The 16975-nt window shown below is 68.9% G+C and carries 20 protein-coding genes; 4 read left to right on the top strand and 16 right to left on the bottom strand.

What is annotated here, in order from left to right:
- Positions 1 to 56: 56 nt before the first annotated feature.
- From AC1PLR_RS13405 to pstS (AC1PLR_RS13340), 14 genes are all read right to left on the bottom strand, one after another.
- Complete coding sequence (locus tag AC1PLR_RS13405; RefSeq protein WP_481101301.1) at positions 57 to 470, bottom strand: hypothetical protein; 414 nt, start codon at positions 468 to 470, stop codon at positions 57 to 59.
- Positions 471 to 583: 113 nt separating this feature from the next.
- Positions 584 to 988: a hypothetical protein gene (locus AC1PLR_RS13400; protein WP_481101300.1), complete on the bottom strand. Its 405-nt coding sequence runs from the start codon at positions 986 to 988 to the stop codon at positions 584 to 586.
- Positions 989 to 1027: 39 nt separating this feature from the next.
- On the bottom strand, positions 1028 to 1537 hold the full coding sequence (locus tag AC1PLR_RS13395) for a hypothetical protein (protein WP_481100387.1): 510 nt from the start codon (positions 1535 to 1537) through the stop codon (positions 1028 to 1030).
- Between the two features lie 94 nt (positions 1538 to 1631).
- On the bottom strand, positions 1632 to 1961 hold the full coding sequence (locus AC1PLR_RS13390) for a low molecular weight protein tyrosine phosphatase family protein (RefSeq protein WP_481101299.1): 330 nt from the start codon (positions 1959 to 1961) through the stop codon (positions 1632 to 1634).
- 108 nt (positions 1962 to 2069) lie between these two features.
- Positions 2070 to 2723, bottom strand: coding sequence for a ribonuclease T (rnt, locus tag AC1PLR_RS13385; RefSeq protein ID WP_160965730.1), 654 nt, complete (start codon positions 2721 to 2723; stop codon positions 2070 to 2072).
- Between the two features lie 41 nt (positions 2724 to 2764).
- Positions 2765 to 3511: an HvfC family RiPP maturation protein gene (locus tag AC1PLR_RS13380; protein WP_420009469.1), complete on the bottom strand. Its 747-nt coding sequence runs from the start codon at positions 3509 to 3511 to the stop codon at positions 2765 to 2767.
- On the bottom strand, positions 3508 to 4374 hold the full coding sequence (locus AC1PLR_RS13375) for an HvfB family MNIO-type RiPP peptide maturase (protein ID WP_481101298.1): 867 nt from the start codon (positions 4372 to 4374) through the stop codon (positions 3508 to 3510). The genes AC1PLR_RS13380 and AC1PLR_RS13375 overlap by 4 nt, the downstream gene beginning before the upstream one ends.
- Positions 4361 to 4762: an HvfA family oxazolone/thioamide-modified RiPP metallophore gene (locus AC1PLR_RS13370; RefSeq protein WP_481101297.1), complete on the bottom strand. Its 402-nt coding sequence runs from the start codon at positions 4760 to 4762 to the stop codon at positions 4361 to 4363. The genes AC1PLR_RS13375 and AC1PLR_RS13370 overlap by 14 nt, the downstream gene beginning before the upstream one ends.
- A 176-nt stretch (positions 4763 to 4938) precedes the next feature.
- The gene (phoU, locus tag AC1PLR_RS13365; RefSeq protein WP_420009472.1) at positions 4939 to 5649 is read right to left on the bottom strand and encodes a phosphate signaling complex protein PhoU; all 711 of its coding nucleotides are present in this window, start codon (positions 5647 to 5649) and stop codon (positions 4939 to 4941) included.
- 130 nt (positions 5650 to 5779) lie between these two features.
- Positions 5780 to 6607: a phosphate ABC transporter ATP-binding protein PstB gene (gene pstB, locus AC1PLR_RS13360; RefSeq protein ID WP_010343978.1), complete on the bottom strand. Its 828-nt coding sequence runs from the start codon at positions 6605 to 6607 to the stop codon at positions 5780 to 5782.
- 19 nt (positions 6608 to 6626) lie between these two features.
- Positions 6627 to 7493 (bottom strand): phosphate ABC transporter permease PstA, encoded by an 867-nt coding sequence (gene pstA / locus AC1PLR_RS13355; protein ID WP_481101296.1) that lies wholly within the window; start codon positions 7491 to 7493, stop codon positions 6627 to 6629.
- A gap of 1 nt (position 7494) precedes the next feature.
- The gene (pstC, locus tag AC1PLR_RS13350) at positions 7495 to 8469 is read right to left on the bottom strand and encodes a phosphate ABC transporter permease subunit PstC (protein WP_010343976.1); all 975 of its coding nucleotides are present in this window, start codon (positions 8467 to 8469) and stop codon (positions 7495 to 7497) included.
- Positions 8470 to 8682: 213 nt separating this feature from the next.
- Entirely contained in the window at positions 8683 to 9780 is a 1098-nt protein-coding gene (pstS, locus tag AC1PLR_RS13345; RefSeq protein WP_481101295.1) for a phosphate ABC transporter substrate-binding protein PstS, read from the bottom strand.
- 279 nt (positions 9781 to 10059) lie between these two features.
- A complete protein-coding gene (gene pstS / locus AC1PLR_RS13340; protein WP_481101294.1) occupies positions 10060 to 11073 on the bottom strand; it encodes a phosphate ABC transporter substrate-binding protein PstS in 1014 nt (337 codons plus the stop codon).
- Positions 11074 to 11331: 258 nt separating this feature from the next.
- Here pstS (AC1PLR_RS13340) and AC1PLR_RS13335 point away from each other — a divergent pair, with 258 nt between their 5' ends.
- From AC1PLR_RS13335 to AC1PLR_RS13320, 4 genes are all read left to right on the top strand, one after another.
- Positions 11332 to 12582, top strand: a complete 1251-nt coding sequence (locus AC1PLR_RS13335) for a porin (RefSeq protein ID WP_371181577.1) — start codon at positions 11332 to 11334, stop codon at positions 12580 to 12582.
- Between the two features lie 195 nt (positions 12583 to 12777).
- Positions 12778 to 13095: a hypothetical protein gene (locus AC1PLR_RS13330; RefSeq protein ID WP_420009474.1), complete on the top strand. Its 318-nt coding sequence runs from the start codon at positions 12778 to 12780 to the stop codon at positions 13093 to 13095.
- Between the two features lie 106 nt (positions 13096 to 13201).
- Complete coding sequence (locus AC1PLR_RS13325) at positions 13202 to 13891, top strand: carbonic anhydrase (protein WP_420009475.1); 690 nt, start codon at positions 13202 to 13204, stop codon at positions 13889 to 13891.
- Between the two features lie 10 nt (positions 13892 to 13901).
- Entirely contained in the window at positions 13902 to 15476 is a 1575-nt protein-coding gene (locus tag AC1PLR_RS13320) for a SulP family inorganic anion transporter (protein WP_481101293.1), read from the top strand.
- Positions 15477 to 15884: 408 nt separating this feature from the next.
- Here the strand turns inward: AC1PLR_RS13320 and nth are convergent, their stop codons facing one another.
- Together nth and AC1PLR_RS13310 are read right to left on the bottom strand one after the other, a co-directional pair.
- Positions 15885 to 16574 carry an endonuclease III gene (gene nth, locus AC1PLR_RS13315; protein WP_481101292.1) on the bottom strand — a complete coding sequence of 230 codons (690 nt, stop codon included), beginning with the start codon at positions 16572 to 16574 and terminating at the stop codon, positions 15885 to 15887.
- Positions 16571 to 16969 (bottom strand): hypothetical protein, encoded by a 399-nt coding sequence (locus AC1PLR_RS13310; RefSeq protein ID WP_481101291.1) that lies wholly within the window; start codon positions 16967 to 16969, stop codon positions 16571 to 16573. The genes nth and AC1PLR_RS13310 overlap by 4 nt, the downstream gene beginning before the upstream one ends.
- Positions 16970 to 16975: the final 6 nt, after the last annotated feature.

Raw genomic sequence — 16975 nt, 5'->3', positions numbered from 1 at the left:
CCGTCGCAGAGAGGCGCCGTCCGTTGTCGACTGCCTGCGGCGATGTCGCCGGGCGCTTACTGGATCAGACGATGGCGATAGACGAACAGGACAAGGCGATGAAACAGCGTGGCTGATCGCGTTCTGCCGCCGAGCGGCAGGCACGCTGCCGACACGATGATGGCCGCCAAGGTAACCAGGAGCAGCGCAGGAAAGACGAAGACCGCCGAGAGCATCGACCAGCCTGTCATCATGAATCCCGTGACGAACAGAAGACCTTGCGTGAACGAGAGCGAGGGGCCGGAACACTGTCGATGGCACAACAGCAGAAGCGACAGCAGCACGCCCATCGCGCCCAGCGACAGGGGCCAGGCGTTCGGACTTCGGGAGTGCCAGGGCGTCATCAGCAGCAACGGCGCGGCCAGAAACACGCCGATGAAGATGGCGAAGTAGAACATCGTGAACAGCCCGAAGCCGGAATGCTTGCTCATAGGACGACTGGATCGTTGGAGGAGACTTCGGACGATGGAGCGCTGAAGGGCATAGTGTGAGGCCAAAGCGTGTCGCCTGCTCGACCGCGAAGCCGGGGGCCTGCCTGGCCAGCTCAGTGCCCCCGCTGGTCGTCCCCCAACGCTGGCGGCAGTGCTGCGGCCTCACGGATGTCCGGATGCGCCGCGCACAACGACACCGCCAGGCCATCACGAAACGCCGGATCCGCAAAGATCAGCCGCGAGCTGCGTGACCAGTAGCGGCTCCCGTCGGGCAGCGTGGGATCTTTCAGCGCCTCCCGTATCGCGGCGACGGCGTCGCTGCGGTCGCAGGCATGGAACACGTCCTCGACCAGCGGATAGACGCCCCAGCCATCGCCGGCGCCGAAGGCGCGCAGGAACAGCGGGAGCACGGCGCGATCGGGAGCGGCGACAAACAGCCGTCTCGCCGCGTCATAGGCGTCGATCAGGTCCTGTCTGAGCTTGTCGTCGTCGGGCAGCGGTTGATGCGCGCGCAGCAAGCTCAGGGTGTTGGCTTTTTCACGGGTGCGCGTTCGGTGTCACGGCTCGCCATGATGCGCGTTCTCGTGCGCTGGCGTAGCGCCTGCTCCCGACGTTGCGTCGGTGCCGTGGCGTAGTTGTTGTGCAAGGACGAAGACGACCGCCAGAGCGAACAGATTCAGTCCGAAGAACGTCGCGGTCTCCGATGGGAACAGGGTGAACGCGAAGCGGCTGCCGAGCAGGAAGTTCGCGCCGAACTGGAACGGCGCGAACTGCACACCGGCGGTGAAGTGAAAGCCGCAGTTGAATACGTAGCTGACCAGGGGCGTGCCGAAGGTCGGCACCTGCGCCAGCCAGAACGCCAGATTGGCGCGCACTGCATTGCGGCGACCTTCCAGCAATTGCGTGCCGCAGTGGATGCCCCAGGCATAGAGCGCGACGAATGCGGCGCAAATGATCCAATCGGCCGGCTGTCGCAGGTTCGGAAACTGGCTGACGATGGCGATGATGCCCACGCCGGCTCCGCCGATATCCAGAATGCCGATGCTTCGGCGCTTCCATGCTTGCATGAGGCGGTCGTCCTGGGACAGGCGCCTTGGCCGGCGCGGCGGCGAGCGTAGCACGTGTGCCGGCGTGTCTCGGAAGGGCGATCGAGGACCAGGATCAGCGCGCCAGGTGCCGCGCTACCTTCGCGGTCAGCAGCTGCACCAGCGCCGGATCCATGTAGCCGTAGTCGTCTGGGATGTCGAGGCAGACGATGCGTGCGCGGCCGAGGTGGCGCTTGAAACGGCGCGACAGTTTGGCGCGATGCATCGGTTCCATCACGAAGACCACGTCCGCCCACTCCAGCAATTCCGGCGTGACCGCGGTGTCCGCATCGTGATCGACGCCGGCCGAGGCGCTTTCCACGCCGGGCCAGGTGGCGAACACCTGTTCCGCGGTGGGGCTGCGCAGCCGGTTGCGGCTGCAGACGAACAGCAGGTTGCGGGTCATGCGATCCGCTGCCGGCGTGCGTGCGTTGCTAGCACTGGCCGTTCGGTCGCAGTGCCGTTGGGCCGACGCGACGGTGATGCGCGCGTGCCGTGCAACGCGCGCCGCGGCTCACGGCGCCGCGGCGACCGGTGGCGCCGGCCAGGCGTTGGCGATCTTGCAGAACAGGCGCGCGGTCTGCTCCGTGTCGTAGACCGCGCTGTGCGCGTCGGCGGCGTTCCAGTCGAAGCCGGCGGCCTGCACCGCGCGCGCCAGCACGGTCTGGCCGTAGGCGATGCCGGCCAGGGTGACGGTGTCGAACACGCTGAAGGGATGGAACGGGTTGCGCTTGTGCCCGCAGCGGGCGACCGTGGCGTTGAGGAAGTTGAGGTCGAAATGGGCGTTGTGGCCGACCAGGATGGCGCGCTGGCACCCGTACTTCTTCACCGCCGCGCGCACCGGCGCGAACACGTGGTCCAGCGCCTCGCGCTCGGGTTTGGCGAAGCGGAACGGGTGGTCCAGGACGATGCCGGTGACCTCCAGCGACTTCGGGTCGATCAGGGTGCCGGGCGCCGGCACCACGTGCGCGCTGGCGGTGACGCCGGGATACAGCTGGCCGAAATCGTCCATCTCGATCGGCACCACCGCGATCTCCAGCAGCGCATGCTTGTTCCAGTCGAAACCGCCGGTTTCCACGTCTACCACCACCGGCAGGTAGCCGCGGAAACGCCGCGACATCGGGGTGATGACCAGGGGTTGCGAGGGACTGTCGACCGAATCGTTCATCCGCCAAGGTTAGCAGAGCGCGGCCGCCGGCCGCCGCGGCCTTAGGCAGGCAGGCGTGTACCGAGCACGCTGCCTTGCGCGCGCAGCCGTTCCAGCAGGGCCGCGCCCTCGTGCAGCAGGGCGTCCGGCGCAAGGCCGTGCGCGGCGGCCAGGTCCAGCAGCAGCGCCCGCCCGCTGCGCGTGCCCGGCTGCAGCGCCGCCAGCACGGCGTAGGCCAGCGGCGCCAGTTCGGCGAAGCGCACCTGGCCGTCGGGCTCGCGCCGCGCCAGCAGGCAGGTCGGCTGCGCCGGGGTCGTGTCCGGCTGCCAGGCCGGGCCAATGCGCTGCACCGGCCACCGGTAGCGCAGCAGCCGCAGCCACGGCGACAGCAGCGGGATGCCGTCGAGCAGGTCGCCGCGCGGATCGTGCGGCGGCAGCACGGCGTCGTCGATCTGCACCTGCAGTTCCACGGTTTCGTAGTGCGCCAGTTCGGCCAGCCAGGGCCGCTGCGGATCGGCTGCGCGCTGCTGCAGGAACGCCACCAGTTCCTCGCCCAGGCGCGGGAACAGCGGCGTGCGGGCGCGATGCTCGGCGCAGAACGCGCGCAGCAGCGCCGTCCAGTCGGCGTGGCCAAGGGTGGCGCGCAGCACCGGGAACTGGCCGCTCAGCAGCTGCGCCAGGTTGTCGAAGAACAGGGCGCGATACACCGCCAGGCGCTGCGGCGGGATGTCCGCCGGCGCCGGGTAGCGCTGCGGATCGCGCAGGTGCCGGGTCAGGGCGAATTGCTGCGCGCGCAGGGTCTCGCTCATGCGCCGCGCGACTGCGACTTCGCCTGCGCGGCGCGGATGCACTGCACCTCGTCCAGCAGTTCGCGCAGCGGCGGGAACTGGCCGTCGCGCTCGAGCACGGTGGGGCGCACGCCGTGCAGGCGGTAGGCGGCGGCGAGCAGGTCCCACACCGGGTCGGCCACCGGCGCGGCGTGGGTGTCGATCTTCAGCCCGCTGGCGGCATCGTCACGGTGGCCGGCGACGTGGTACGAGGCGATGCGCGCGCTGGGCATGGCGGCGAGGAAGGCCTGCGCGTCGTCGCCATGGTTGCTGGCGTTGACGTGCACGTTGTTGACGTCCAGCAGCAGGTCGCAATCGGCCTCGTCCAGCACTGCGGCCACGAACGCGGCTTCGCTCATCGCCTGGCCCGGGGCGGCGTAGTAGGAGACGTTCTCCACCGCGATGCGCCGGCCCAGCATGTCCTGCACCTGCGCGATGCGCGCGCCGACGTGGCGCACCGCCTCGTCGGTGAACGGCAGCGGCAGCAGTTCGTAGAGTTGGCCGTCGTCGGCGCTGTAGCTGAGGTGTTCGCTGTACAACGCGACCCGGTGCCGGTCGAGGAACTGGCGGGTCTGCTGCAGCAGGGTGGTGTCCAGCGCCGCCACGCCGCCCAGCGACAAGGACAAACCGTGGCAGCTGAGCGGATGGCGCGCGCTCAACGCCTGCAGCAATTCGCCGGGGCGGCCGCCGACGCCGATCCAGTTGTCCGGCGCGCATTCAAGGAAGTCGAACGCATCCGCCGGCGCCTGCAGCAGGTCCTGCAGCAGGCCGCGACGCAGTCCGAGGCCGGCACTGGCCGCGGCCAGCGGCCGGGCGTCGTACCGTGGTGGATCAGAGGCTGCCACCGCATTTGCCCTCGCCGCACTTGCCTTCGGCCATGGCCTTGTCGTCGTGCTTGGCCGCGGGCGTGGCGGGGGCGTCGGCCGCCGCGGGCTTGGCCGGCGTCGCCGCCGGGGCGTGCGCACCGCAACTGCCGTCGCCGGCCTTGGCGCCGCAGCCACCTTCGCTGGCCTTGGCCGGGTCGGAAGCCTGCCCGGTGTGCGCCGTCGGCGCGGGCGTCGGCGTTGCCGGCGTGGTCGATCCGGTGTCCTGTGGCGGGGGGACGGCGGCCTGTGCGCCCAGCGCATAGCCCTGGGCGAGGTCGGTCATGGCCAGGGCGGAGGTGGACAGGCCGATCCCGCCGAGCAGGACCGCACCGACGAGGACAGAAGACGAACGGGACGCGTTGGACATGCGCAGGCTCCTGGCGATGGGCGGACGCCGGCCGTGGTGGCCGGCGGTGCGCCAAGCCTACTCGCTGGCGCACGGCGCTGCATGCGGCAGTGCGTGGCGACAAAAACGGCTCCGCTGTGCACGGAGCCCGGGGTACCGACAGCGGAACGGCGCAGCGCCGGTCCGCAGGGCAGGGGTCAGATGCCGCTGGTGGAGCTGGTTTCGTCGCGCTTGTCCCGCGGCGGCAACGGCTGGTCGCCATGCACCAGGAACCACACGTTCTCGGCGATGTTGGTGGCGTGGTCGCCGATCCGCTCCAGGTTCTTGGCCATGAACAGCAGATGCGTGCATGGGGTGATGTTGCGCGGGTCTTCCATCATGTAGGTCAGCAACTCGCGGAACAGCGCGGTGTACTGCGCATCGAGCTGCGCGTCGCCCTGGCGCACCAGCAGGGCGGCGTCGGCGTCGTTGTGCTGGTAGGCGGCCAGCGCGGCGCGTACCTGCTGGGCGGCGAGCTTGCCGAGCTGGCGCAGGCCCAGGGTCTGCGGCATCGGCGGCGACATGTTCAGCGCGATCGAGCGCTTGGCCACGTTGGCGGCGTAGTCGCCGATGCGTTCGACGTCGGCGGGGATGCGCAGGCCGGCGAGGATCTCGCGCAGGTCGCGCGCCATCGGCCCGCGCAGCGCCAGGCGCATCACGTCATGGCTGATGGAGTGCTCGAGCGCGTCGATCGCTTCGTCGTTGACGACGATGCGCAGCGCGGCGTTGTCGTCGCGGCGTTCGACCACGTCCAGTGCCGCCTCCAACTGCGCCACCGCGGTTTCGCCCATGCGCACGATCTCGGCGGCGAGGCGATGCTGTTCTTCGTCGTAGCTCTTCACGATGTGCTCGTTGGGCTGAGTGTTCATGTCGTAGGTCCAATAAGTGCGTTGGTGTCGCCGCGGCCATGCCTGGCGCTGCGGTGCTGGCGTCGCCGGGCGCCCGCCCGAAGGGCGACGGGCGCAGCCGCTGCGGCGAGACAGCGGCGGCCGCGGCGGCTCAGCCGAAACGGCCGGTGATGTAGTCTTCGGTCTGCTGCTTGTTCGGCTGCGAGAAGATGATTTCGGTGCGGTCGTGTTCGATCAGGTCGCCCAGGTACATGAAGGCGGTGTAGTCGGACACGCGCGCGGCCTGCTGCATGTTGTGGGTGACGATGACGATGGTGTAGTCGTTCTTCAGCTCTTCCACCAGTTGCTCGATGCGGCTGGTGGAGATCGGGTCCAGCGCCGAGGTCGGCTCGTCGAGCAGCAGCACGTCCGGGCGCAGCGCCACGGCGCGGGCGATGCACAGGCGCTGCTGTTGGCCGCCGGACAGGCCCAGCGCGCTCTGCCCGAGCTTGTCCTTGACCTCGTCCCACAGCGCGCCCTGGCGCAGCGCCTGCTCGACGCGGTCGGCCATGTCGGCCTTGGACAGTTTCTCGTGGTGGCGGATGCCGTAGGCGACGTTCTCGAAGATGGTCATCGGGAACGGCACCGGCTTCTGGAACACCATGCCGACCTTGCTGCGCAGGCGGTTCATCGGGTACTTCGGCGAGAGGATGTTCTCGCCGTCCAGCAGCACCTCGCCGCGCGCTTCCAGCTTCGGGTACAGCGCGTAGATGCGGTTGAAGATGCGCAGCAGGGTGGACTTGCCGCAGCCGGAGGGGCCGATCAGCGCGGTGACGCGCTTTTCCGGCACTTCCAGGTTGATGCCCTTCAGCGCGTGGTACTTGTCGTAGTAGAAGTCCAGGCCGCGCGCGGCGATCTTGACCGGCGACGGCGCCAGCGCGGTGTGCCCGTTGGGCATGGCGATGCGGTGCATCGGTGCGGCGTTGTGGTGATCGTTCATGGCCGGGTCCATAGGGGGTTCAATCGTTGGAGATCTTGTTGCGCACCAGCAGGGCGCGCGCGCCGAGGCTGACCAGCAGGACGAACACCGTCAGCACCAGCGCGCCGGACCAGGCCAGCAGCTGCCAGCTCGGGTAGGGGCTGCCGGCGAAGGAGTTCATCACCACCGGCACGCTGGCCATCGGTTGGAAGATGTTGTTGTTCCAGTACTGGTTGCCGAAGGCGGTGAACAGCAGCGGCGCGGTCTCGCCGCTGATGCGCGCCAGCGCCAGCATCACGCCGGTGACGATGCCGGCCGAGGCGCTGCGGTACAGCACCTGCATGGTCACCTTCCACTGCGGGATGCCCAGCGACAGCGCCGCCTCGCGCATCTGCGCCGGCACCAGCCGCAGCATCTCGTCGGTGGTGCGCACCACCACCGGCAGCACGATGAAGGCCAGCGACAGCGCACCGGCCAGCGCCGAGAAGCGGCCGCCGGTCTGCATTACGTACAGGGTGTAGACGAACAGGCCGAGCACGATCGACGGCGCCGACAGCAGGATGTCGTTGACGAAGCGCACCACCTGGCCAGTCTTGCGCGCGTTGCCGTATTCGGCCAGCCAGGTACCGGCGGCCACGCCGAGCGGGGTGCCGATCAGCAGTGCCAGGCCGCACATCACCGCGCTGCCGAAGAACGCGTTGGCCAGGCCGCCTTCCTCGCCCGGCGGCGGGGTCATGCGGGTGAACAGGTCCAGGTTGATGCCGGAGATGCCCTTGGCCACCAGGGTCCACAGGATCCAGGCCAGGAACACCAGCCCAAACAGCGCGGTCAGGCAGGACAGGGTGAGCGCCACGGCGTTGACCACGCGGCGGCGGTTGTACAGGCGGTGGGCGACGTCGGCGGCCATCTCAGTTGCCCTCCTTGCGCGAGAGTTGCGCCAGCATCAGGCGTGCGATCGCCAGCACGATGAAGGTCACGATGAACAGGACGAAGCCCAGCAGCAGCAGCGCCGAGCGGTAGGTCTCGGTCGCCTCGCCGAAGTCGTTGGCGATCAGCGCGGCGATGGTGGTGCCCGGCTCCAGTAGCGAGGGCGACAGGCGCACCGTGTTGCCGACCACGAAGGCCACCGCCATGGTCTCGCCGAGCGCGCGGCCCAGGCCCAGGAAGATGCCGCCGATCACCGCCGAGCGGGTGTAGGGCAGCACGATGTCCCAGCTCACTTCCCAGCGCGTGGAGCCGAGCGCGTAGGCCGATTCCTTGAGCCGGGTCGGCACGGTCAGGAACACTTCGCGCATCACCGAGGAGATGAAGGGGATCACCATGATCGCCAGCACGAAGCCGGCGGTGAGCAGGCCGATGCCCAGCGGCGGGCCCTGGAACATCGGGCCGATCAGCGGCAGCGTGCCGAGATGGTCGTTGAGCCAGGGCGTGACGTACTCGGTCATCATCGGCACCAGCACGAACAGGCCCCACATGCCGTAGATGATCGAAGGAATGCCGGCCAGCAGTTCGATCGCGGTGCCCACCGGCCCGCGCAGCCAGCGCGGCGCCACTTCGGTCAGGAAGAAGGCGATGCCGAAGCTGACCGGTACCGCGATCAGCATCGCGATCAACGCGGTCACCAGGGTGCCGTAGATCGGCGCCAGCGCGCCGTACTTGTTCTCGACCGGATTCCATTCGCTGGAGTAGAAGAAGCTCAGGCCCTGCAATTGCAGGGCATGGCGGCCGCCCCACAGCATCGACAGCGCCGCGCTGCCCAGGGCGACGAGCACGAACACGACGGTGGCAGTGAGGATCCAGCGGAACACTCGGTCAGCGCGGGCGTCACGCAGGTCGCGTCCGCGTGGCGCCGACATCGCTTCGGGAAGGACAGTGCTGTTCATGGGCTCGGTCGTCGCCGGAGCGCGCGACTGCGCGCTCCGATCGTGGCCGCGGCGCGGTGAGGCGCGCGCGGTGGGTGGTTGCATCGCTCCCGCACAGGCGGGAACCCGAAAATCCGGATCAGAAGGTGCCGAGACGGCGACCGGCGGCGCCTGGAGCGCACCGCCGGTCGCCGGGTGCCGCCGCGGTGCGCGCAGGACGCACCGCGTTGGCGCTTACTTGAATTCCTTGCTCCAGTAGGACTCGATCTGCTGCACCAGTTCCGGCGGCAGCGGCACGTAGTGCAGGGCGTCGGCCTGCGGCTGGCCCTTCTCGAAGGCCCACTTGAAGAACTCCAGGGTCGCCTTGCTGCGCGCCGGGTCCTTGGCCTGCTTGTGCATCAGCATGAAGTTGGTGGCGGTGATCGGCCAGGCCTGCGCGCCCGTGGCGTTGGTGATGACCAGGTTGAAGTCCTTGGCGTTGGCCCAGTCGGCCGACGCGGCGGCCGCGGCGAAGCTCTCGGCATTGGGCTGTACCCAGTTGCCGGCGGCGTTCTGCATCGACGCGTACGGCATCTTGTTCTGCAGCGCGTAGGCCAGTTCGACGTAGCCGATCGAGCCCTTGATCTGCTGCACGTACGAGGCCACGCCTTCGTTGCCCTTGCCGCCGACGCCGCCCGGCCACTGCACCGAGGTGCCTTCGCCGACCTTGCCCTTCCACTCCGGGCTGACCTTGGACAGGTAGTTGGTGAAGTTGAAGCTGGTGCCCGAGCCGTCGGAGCGGTGCACCAGGTTGATCTTGGTGTCGGGCAGGGTCACGCCCGGGTTCAGCGCGGTCAGCGCCGGGTCGTTCCACTTGCTGATCTTGCCCAGGAAGATGTCGGCCAGCACCGGGCCGGTCAGGCGCAGCTTGCCCGCGTCCATGCCGTCCAGGTTGACCACCGGCACCACCCCCCCAATCGCCGAGGGGAACTGGCCGAGGCCGGCCGCGGCCAGTTCGGCGCTGTCCAGCGGCTTGTCGGAGGAGCCGAAATCGACCGTGCCGGCCTTGATCTGGGCGATGCCGCCGCCGGAGCCGATCGACTGGTAGTTGATCTTGTTGCCGGTGGCCGCGTTGTAGTCGGCCGACCACTTGGAGATCAGCGGATAGATGAAGGAGGCACCCGCACCGGAAATCTCGGCCGCGGTCTTGGCGCCGGCGGCCGGGGCGGCAGCGGGCGACCCGCCCGCCGCGTCGGCGGCACCCTGCTTGTCGCCGTTGCCGGGCTGGCAGGCGGTGACGGCGAAGGCCAGGGCGAGGGACAGGACGGCAATGCGCGCCGGCTGCAGTTTCATGGGGTCACTCCGTAGCGAAGAGCGCCGGGACATCCGGCGGATGCTCGCTATGAAATGATATTTTTGTTACAGCCAGATGACTTGCGGACTGGTTGGCGGACGCCATCACGGGATGCGGCGTTCGCGCCGTGCTCCAGGGCTGCGCGGGGCAGGGGGACTGCCACCCGTCGGCGTCGTTGCGGTGCCGCCAGCGGGCACAAAAAAAGCGCGGACCCTGCGGTCCGCGCCTTGGAGTATCGCCGTGCCGGGCGAGCGCGCCGGCACGGACGAGACGCCGGCTTACTTCATGTTCTGCGCCCAGTAGGCTTCGATCTGCTTGACCAGCGGCTCCGGCAGCGGCACGTAGTCCAGCGCCTTGGCCTGCGCCTGGCCCTGCTCGAACGACCACTTGAAGAAGTCCAGCGCGGCCTTCGACGACGCCGGCTTCTTGGCCTTCTTGTACATGATGGCCCAGGTGGTGGCGGTGATCGGCCACGCGTCCTGGCCCGGCGCGTTGGTCATGATCAGGTTGAAGTCCTTGGCCGACTTCCAGTCCGCGGTGGCAGCGGCGGCGGAGAAGGTCTTGTCGTCCGGCATCACGAAACGGCCGGCGGCGTTCTTCATGCCGGCGTAGCTGAGCTTGTTCTGCAGCGCGTAGGCGTACTCGACGTAGCCGATGCCGCCGCGGATCTGCTTGACGTAGGCGGCCACGCCCTCGTTGCCCTTGCCGCCGATGCCGGCCGGCCACTGCACGGCGGTGCCTTCGCCGACCTTGCTCTTCCACTCCGGGCTGACCTTGGACAGGTAGTTGGTGAAGTTGAAGCTGGTGCCCGAACCGTCGGAGCGGTGCACGATGGTGATCTTCAGGTCGGGCAGGGCCAGGCCCGGGTTCAGCGCGGCGATCGCCGGGTCGTTCCACTTGTTGATCTTGCCCAGGAAGATGTTGGCCAGCGTGGTGCCGTCCAGCTTCATCGCGCCCGGGGCCACGCCCGCCACGTTGAACACCGGCACGATGCCGCCGATCACGACCGGGAACTGGCCCAGGCCGAACTTGTCCAGCTCCGCGCCGCTGAGCGGCTTGTCGGAAGCGCCGAAATCGACCGTGGCCGCCTGGATCTGCGCGATGCCGCCGCCGGAACCGATCGACTGGTAGTTGACGCGGTTGCCGCTTTTCTCGGCATAGGCAGCCGACCACTTCGACAGCACCGGATAGACGAAGCTGGAGCCTGCGCCGGTGACATCGGTGGCTTGCGCCGCGAGCGAAAACGTAGCGACCGCGGCGGCTGCCAGCAGTCGGAGCTTGAGGGAACGCATCGGGAGAACTCCTGGAATAGGTGGGAAGCCGGCACCCCTGCCGGCATCGGCTGCATTCCAAGACTTTTTCATGAACGTCTGAAGAAAATCAGATGTCATTCCGGTGACAGCCTTCCCGGGCGGGGATGCCTTCGTTTCGACACGAACCTGACTCAAAACCGTCATGTCTTTGACGGAATCTTTACAAATGGTCGGGCCGTCGCACTGGGGCCGCACCGCACCCATCCCACCCTGCCACCACCCATCGGAGACATCCTAATGCGTTCTCATGTTCTCGCCACGGCGATCCTCGCCAGCCTCGGCCTGGCGGCCGCGCCGCAGGCGTTCGCGGCGAAGGCCAAGGCCAGCAGCAACCCGCCCGCCGTCAGCGCTGCCCAGCTGCAGCAGCTGCAGGCCCAGATCGAAGCGCTGCAGACCCAGGTCCAGCAGCTGCAGGCGCAGTCGGAGGCCTTGCAGGCGCAGTCCGACGCGCAGTCGGAAGTGAATGTCGTGCAGGCCCAGGCGACCGAATCGGCGCAGGCCAGCGCCGCCAAGGTCGACAAGCTCGCCAAGCTGGTCAACGACAACAAGATCGGCGGCCGCATGTTCTTCGACCTGACCAACATCGACCGCACCAGCGGCGGCGCCAAGACCGCCGCCAGCGGCACCGGCCTGGACGTCAAGCGCTTCTACCTGACCGTCGACCACAGCTTCAACGAGATCTGGTCGGCCAACCTGACCACCGACTTCCAGTACAGCTCGGCGCTGTCCAACACCCAGCTGTTCGTCAAGAAGGCCTACGTGCAGGGCAAGTTCGACGACGCCTTCGCGCTGCGCATCGGTGCCGCCGACATGCCGTGGGTGCCGTTCGTCGAGAAGTACTACGGCTACCGCTACGTCGAGAACACCCTGACCGACCGCCTGAAGTACGCCAACTCCTCCGACTGGGGCCTGCACGCCTTCGGCGACCTGGGCTCGCAGGTCAACTACGCGATGTCGGTGGTCAACGGTGCCGGCTACAAGAACCCGACCCGCGGCAAGGGCATGGACGTGGAAGGCCGCGTCGCCTACATGCCGATGCAGAACCTGGCCATCGCCGTCGGCGCCTACTCGGGCAAGCTGGGCAAGGAAACCGACATCCTCGACGCGCAGCACGACTACACCCGCGCCGATGCGATGGTCGCCTACGCCGATTCCAACTTCCGTCTGGGCGGCGAGTACTTCCAGGCCAAGAACCTCAACAACGTGCTGACGCCGGCCACCGACAAGTCCAGCGGCTGGTCGGTGTGGGGCAGCGTGGCGCTGACCGACGGCGGCATCAATGCCTTCGCTCGCTACGACAAGACCGACCTGAGCAAGACCATCGATCCGACCCTGGCCGACAAGTACTGGAACGTCGGCGTCGAGTTCCCGGTGCTGAAGAACCTGAAGCTGGCGACCGTGTACAAGTACACGCACCAGGACAACGCCAGCAAGAAGACCGACGTGGAAACCAAGGAATTCGGCGTCTGGGGCGACCTGTCGTTCTGATCGCGGACGTTCCGCACGGTGTACGGAAGGCGGCGCACTGCGCCGCCTTTCTTTTTTGCGGCGTGACCGCCCGGACCCGCATGATGGACGCGGGCCGGGGTGGCTTTCACGGTTCGCGTCGACGGCCGTGGACGATGCAGTGAATTGTGCGGCGCAGCACTTGTCATCGGCGATGCGCCTTCCTACTGTCGAAGCATGCTCGCCCGTCTGTCCATGTTGATGTTGACCGCGTTGCTGGCGCTGTCCGCGATCCGTGCAGGATCGGCCGCAGCGGCGGCACCGGCGGCGCTGTGCGCGAGCATCTGCGCCAGCGATGTCGACGCCGACCTCGATGGAGTCACGCCCGCGCTGGAAGCGCCCGCCGCCGATCCCGATCCGCACGACGCACCGCTCGCGGTCGCATCCGCGTTGTTTCCGCCGACCCTGCTGATCCAGTCGGTCCTGCCGACGCCACCGGCAGCGCCTTGCCGCGGCTATCGCCGCCCCGCGCTGCGTCCTCCATCCCGGGCCTGACGACTGCATCGCCGCTGGCGGTGCCGATCCTTCGCTTCTGCTGCTTGCGTCTGCGTCGTACCCACTGCGGTGCGGCCCCTCTCCCCCCGTGCCTGGAGATATCCCCATGCAACGTCTGCTCGACGGTTTCCGCCACTTCCGCAACGAGGTCTATCCGCGCCAGCGCGGATTGTTCCGGCAACTCGCCGCTGGCCAGACCCCGCACACACTGTTCATCACCTGCGCCGATTCGCGGGTGATGCCGGAACTGATGTTCGCCGCGCAGCCCGGCGAGCTGTTCGTCTACCGCAACATCGGCAACGTGGTGCCGCCGTACTCGCAGCACGTCAGCGGCGTGGTCGCGGCGATCGAGTACGCGGTGGCGGTGCTGCAGGTCGAGCACATCGTGATCTGCGGCCATACCGATTGCGGCGCGATGAAGGCGGTGCTCAATCCCGCGTCGCTGCAGGACGTGCCGACCGTGGCGGCCTGGCTCAAGCACACCGACAGCGCGCGCCAGGTGGCCGCGCAGCACGGCCATGCCGCGCATGCCGAGGACGCGCTGCACTGCCTGACCGAGGAGAACGTGATCGCGCAGCTGGACCACCTGCGCACGCAGCCGGTGGTGGCGGCGCGGCTGGCGCGCGGCGCGCTGCGCATCCACGGCTGGATCTACGACATCGGCCATGGCGAGATCCGCGCCTTCGACGCCGAGCAGGGGCGGTTCCTGCCGCTGCTGCCGGAAGCCGGTCGACGCCCGCCCGATGCCACGCCGCCGCCGCGCCTGGCGCCGGTCCTGCGCAACGTCGCCGTCTGAGGAGCCGCCCATGCACACCATGACAGAGCATGCTCCGGCCGGCGCCTCCGCGCTGGCCCGTTACCTGCGCGGCGGCGCCTTCGGCCGCGACCTGCTGGCCTCGGTGGTGGTCTTCCTGGTCGCCTTGCCGCTGTGCATGGGCATCGCGATCGCCTCGGGCATGCCGCCGGCCGCCGGGCTGATCACCGGCATCGTCGGCGGCCTGGTGGTCGGGCTGATCGCCGGCTCGCCGCTGCAGGTCAGCGGCCCGGCGGCGGGGCTGGCGGTGCTGGTGTTCGAACTGGTCCGCGCGCACGGCGTGGCGGCGCTGGGGCCGGTGATCCTGCTGGCCGGCGCGATCCAGTTGCTGGCCGGGTTGTGCCGCGCCGGCGTGTGGTTCCGCATGACCTCGCCGGCGGTGGTCGCCGGCATGCTGTCGGGCATCGGCATCCTGATCGTCGCCTCGCAATCGCACGTGCTGCTGGACGCGGCACCGAAGGCACGCGGCCTGGAGAACTTCGCCGCGTTGCCGGCGGTGCTGTGGCGCGCGCTGGACGCCGGCGTGGGCCGCGCCGCCCTGCTGGTCGGCCTTGGCACCATCGCGATCATGCTGGCGTGGGAACGGCTGCGCCCGCAGCGCCTGCGCTTCGTGCCCGGCGCCTTGCTCGCGGTGGTGGCGATGACCGCGCTGGTGCAGGTGCAGGCGCTGGACGTGCGCAAGGTGGACGTGCCGGCCAACCTCCTCTCGGCGATCCGCGTGCCGAGCCTGGACGACCTGCTCGGCGTGCTCGATGCCACGCTGTTGCTGTCGGCGCTCACCTTCGCCTTCATCGCCAGCGCCGAGACCCTGCTGTCGGCGGCGGCGGTGGACCGCATGCACCAGGGGCCGCGTACCCAGTACGACCGCGAACTGGCCGCCCAGGGCGTGGGCAACATGCTGTGCGGCTTGCTCGGCGCCTTGCCGATGACCGGGGTGATCGTGCGCAGCGCGGCCAACGTGCAGGCCGGTGCGGCGACGCGCGTGTCGACCATGCTGCACGCGGCCTGGCTGCTGGTGTTCGCGTTGCTGCTGCCGTGGCTGCTGCGGATGACGCCGGTGGCGTGCCTGGCCGGCATCCTGGTCTACACCGGGCTGAAGATGGTCAAGCTGGGACAGGTGCGCGAACTGGCCGCCTACGGCCGCGGCACTGCCGCGATCTACCTGGCGACGACCTTCGCCATCGTCGCCACCGACTTGCTGACCGGCGTGCTGATCGGCTTTGCGCTGTCGCTGCTGCGGCTGGCGCTGCAGCAGTCGCGGCTGACGGTGGGGGTGCATGCGCATGAAGACGCCGGCGACGCGGGCGCGGGCGAGGGGGCCGGCAAGCTGCGCCTGTCGCTGGAGGGCTCGGCCACGTTCCTGCGCGTGCCGACCATGGCGCGGACCCTGGAGCGGCTGCCGCCGAATACCGAACTGCACCTGGACGTAGCAAGGCTACGCCACGTCGACCACGCCTGCCTGGAACTGCTGCGCGACTGGAGCCGCAACGCCGCGGCCCGCGGCTGCGCCCTGGTGGTGGACTGGAAGGAATTGGACCGGCGCGTGGAAGGGCAGCGCGCGGCGTAGTCTGTTGTGTGGAGGGCAGTGCCTGCGCTTGGCCTTTCGACATCTGTAGGGGCGGTTCCAATCGCGGCGCGGGCAGGCGAGGCCGTGTCGGCGACGGAAACTGTCGCGGCTGAAGCCGCTCCTACAGTGCAATCAGGCGGCGGCTTGGGGAGAACTGTAGGAGCGGTTTCAACCGCGACGAACGCAGCGATAGGCTCCCGGTGTTAGCGGCTGTCGGGGCTGAAGCCCCTCCCACAACGCCAGGTTCCGGCTCGCGGAACGCCATTGTGGGAGCGACTTCAGTCGCGACGAACGCAGCGGTGGACCTCGCGTGCTGCATTGGTTGCCGGAGCCGATGTCCCCCATTCCCGCACCACCGGCGCTCAAGGCTGTGGTGCAGGCAATGACGCGCGCGTGCCATTGCATCGCTCAACCCGGCGTCTTCTCCTTGTACCGGCACAAGTCGCGGATCGCGCACTGCGGGCAGTCGGGCTTGCGTGCCTTGCACACGTAGCGGCCGTGCAGGATCAGCCAGTGGTGCGCGTCGTGCAGGAACTGCGCCGGCACCCGCTTGAGCAGGGAGTCCTCGACCGCGCGCACGTCCTTGCCCGGAGCCAGCCCGGTGCGGTTGGCGACACGGAAGATGTGCGTGTCCACCGCCATGGTCGGCTCGCCGAAGGCGGTGTTGAGCACCACGTTGGCGGTCTTGCGGCCGACCCCGGGCAGCGCTTCCAGCGCGGCGCGCGCACGCGGCACCTCGCCGCCGTGCTGCTCGACCAGGATCTTGCAGGTGGCGATGACGTTCTTGGCCTTGGCGTTGAACAGGCCGATGGTGGAGATGTAGCGCTTCAGCCCGTCCTCGCCCAGCGCCAGGATCGCGGCGGGCGTGTTCGCCACCGGATACAGGCGACGCGTGGCCTTGTTGACGCCGACGTCGGTGGCCTGCGCCGAGAGGATCACCGCGATCAGCAGTTCGAACGGGCTGCTGTATTCCAGCTCGGTGGTCGGGCTGGGATTGAGTTCGGACAGGCGCGAGAACAGTTCGTGGATCTGGTCCTTGCTCAGCAGGCGTCCGCGCCGTGCAGGCGTGCTTGCGCCGGTACTCGCGGTCGCGCTCATCGGCCGCCTCGCTGCGCCGCCTTGGCCTTGGCCTTGGCGCGGGCCAGGATTGCCGCCGCCGCGGCGGGCAGCGCCGGCGTGCCGGGTGCGGACGTGGTCGTGCTCGTGGCGGTCGGTGCAACGCTCGCACGCCGCGCCTGGCGCGCCGCGGCACGGCGTTGCAGCCGCGCGGTACGCGCCCGATAGCGCGCGCGTGCGGCCCAGGCGTCACGCAGGCGTTGCTGCGTGGCCAGCAATTGCGCGCGCAGTTGCGGATGCGCCGGGTCCAGCGCGTCGTCGCCGGGATCGGTGCCGCGGTAGTCCATCAGGCCACCGTCGATCGCGGCATCCAGATCGTCGTCCAGGATCCAGCGCAGCAACTGCAGCGGCGAGGCGGGAGTGGGGGCGTGCGACATCGTGCG

Source organism: Xanthomonas sp. NCPPB 3570, assembly GCF_056725115.1.
This window is presented reverse-complemented; position numbering and strand designations above follow the sequence as displayed.